The sequence below is a fragment of the Streptomyces sp. NPDC006512 genome (genome assembly GCF_040611935.1).
Classification (GTDB): Bacteria; Actinomycetota; Actinomycetes; order Streptomycetales; family Streptomycetaceae; genus Streptomyces.
The window spans coordinates 1-2,357 of the sequence record NZ_JBEXPG010000140.1 but is presented as its reverse complement, the minus strand read 5'-3'; the positions used below and the strand labels follow the sequence as shown (position 1 = coordinate 2,357).

The following is a 2,357-nucleotide window of genomic DNA, read 5'->3' as shown; positions in this document are numbered from 1 at the left end:
CTCCCCGAGTACATGGTCCCGGCCGTCGTCCTCACCCTCCCCGCGCTCCCCCTCTCCCCCAACGGCAAACTCGACCGACGCGCCCTGCCGGCACCTGAGACCGTCGCCGCGTCCGTCTCGCGCGCCCCCCGGGACGTCCGCGAGGAGGTCCTGTCGGGGATCCTGGCCGCCGTACTGGGACGCCCGGCCGTGGGTGTACAGGACGACTTCTTCGCCCTCGGCGGCCACTCGCTGCTGGCGGCCCGGGCGGCGGGACGGATCCGCGAGGTCCTCGGCGTCGAGTGCGGGATCCGCGACGTGTTCGAGCTGCGGACCGTCGAGGCGCTGGCCGCGCGGCTCTCGCAGCGCTCGGCCGGCACCCGGCCCCGGCCCCTCGCGGGCGACCGGCCCGAACGGCCCCCGCTTTCGTTCGCCCAGCACCGCCTGTGGGTGACGGACAGCGTGCGCGGACCGGCCGCCACCTACAACGTGCCGGTGGCGGTGCGCCTGCGCGGTCCGGTGGACTTCGCCGCGCTGCGCGCCGCGGCCGGGGACCTGGTGGCCCGGCACGAGGTGCTGCGTACGGTGATCGCCGAGCACGACGGCGAGCCGTACCAGCGGGTCCTTCCCGTCGCCGGGGTGACCGTTCCGGTAGAGCTCCGGGACGTGGCGGCCGACCGGCTGGCCGAGGAGGCCGTACGGGCCGGCGGGCACGTCTTCGACCTGGCGTCGGAGCTGCCGGTCCGCGTGACCCTGCTGCGGGCCGCGCCGGACGACCACGTCCTGCTCCTGCTCGTGCACCACATCGCCACCGACGAGTCCTCGACGGCCCTGCTGTTCGCGGACCTGAACACGGCCTACACGGCGCGACTGGCCGGCACTGCCCCGGGGTTCCCCGAACTGCCCCTCCAGTACGCCGACTTCGCGCACTGGCAGCGGGAGGTACTGGGTGACGCCGCAGACCCGCGGTCCCCCGCCGCCCGGCAGACGGAGTACTGGCGGCGGGCGCTCGCCGGGATCCCGGCGGAGGTGGCCCTGCCCACGGACCGGCCCCGGCCGGCGGAGCCCTCGTACGAGGGCGGTGTGGTCGGGTTCTCGGTGTCCGCCGGTACGGCCGGGGGCCTGCTGCGGATCGCCCGTGAGAACGGCGCGACCCCGTTCATGGTGGTCCACGCCGCGGTCGCCGCGCTGCTGCACCGGCTGGGTGCGGGCGACGACATCCCGCTCGGCAGTCCGGTCTCAGGCCGTGACGGCGAGGAGTGGGAGGGCCTGGCCGGTTTCTTCCTCAACACGCTGGTGCTGCGGGCGGACCTGTCCGGTGCGCCCACGTTCGGCGAGCTGGTGGCGCGGGTCCGGGACACCGGACTGGCCGCCTTCGCGCACGCCGACCTGCCGTGGGAGGCGGTCGTGGAGGCGGTGGAGCACGAACGCTCCCGCTCGCGGAACCCGCTGTTCCAGACGATGGTGACCTACCACTCGGTGGACACCGCGGTGCCCGGGCTGTTCGGGATGCCCGCTGCCGAGCTGGCCGTGGAGACCGGCGGCGCGAAGTTCGACCTGGAGATCGCGTTCGGCACCGCCCGCGAGGGCGCGGGCATCGAGGGCGGCATCCGCTACGCGGCCGACCTGTTCGACGAGGGGACGGTACGCACCCTCGCGGGACGGCTCGTACGGCTGCTGGACGCGGCTGTCGCCGATCCGGACCGGCCGGTGGCCGAGCTGGAGGTGATGTCCGCCGAGGAACGGGAACTCGTCCTGCACGGCTGGAACGACACCGCCGTTCCGCTGACCGGCCCGGCCACCCTCGCCGCACTCGTCGCGGCGGGAGCCGCCGAAGCCACCGGCCCCGCCCTGGTCTTCGAGGGCACGGAACTGTCCCGTCCCGCCTTCGAGGAACGCGTCAACCGCCTCGCCCGGCTGCTCATCGACCGGGGAGTGGGTCCCGAGGCGGTCGTCGCCGTCGCACTGCCCCGTTCCCTTTCCCTGCTCGTGGCCCTGCACGCCGTGGTCCGCGCGGGCGGCGCCTACCTGCCCCTCGACCTCGGCCTCCCCGCCGAGCGCCTCGCCTACATGACGGAGACCGCAGCGCCGGTGTGCCTGGTGACGGACCTCGTCTCGCTGGGCCTGGTACCGGTGCCCGACGGGGCGGAAGTCGTCGTCGTGGACGCACCGGAGATCGCGGTCGAGCTGGGCCGGCTGTCGCCGGGCGCGGTGTCGGACGCGGACCGCGTGGCGCCACTCCTGCCACGCCACCCCGCCTACGTCATCTTCACCTCCGGCTCCACCGGCCGCCCCAAGGGCGTCATGGTCGAACACGAAGCCATCGTCAACCGCATCACCTGGATGCAGCACACCTACCAACTCACCCCGACCGACCG

General features: G+C 74.5%; 1 protein-coding gene. It reads left to right on the top strand.

Going from position 1 to position 2,357, the window contains the following annotated elements; translation table 11 throughout:
* On the top strand, positions 1-2,357 hold a 2,357-nt coding region (locus tag ABZZ17_RS39980), incomplete at both ends, for a condensation domain-containing protein (RefSeq protein ID WP_356884300.1).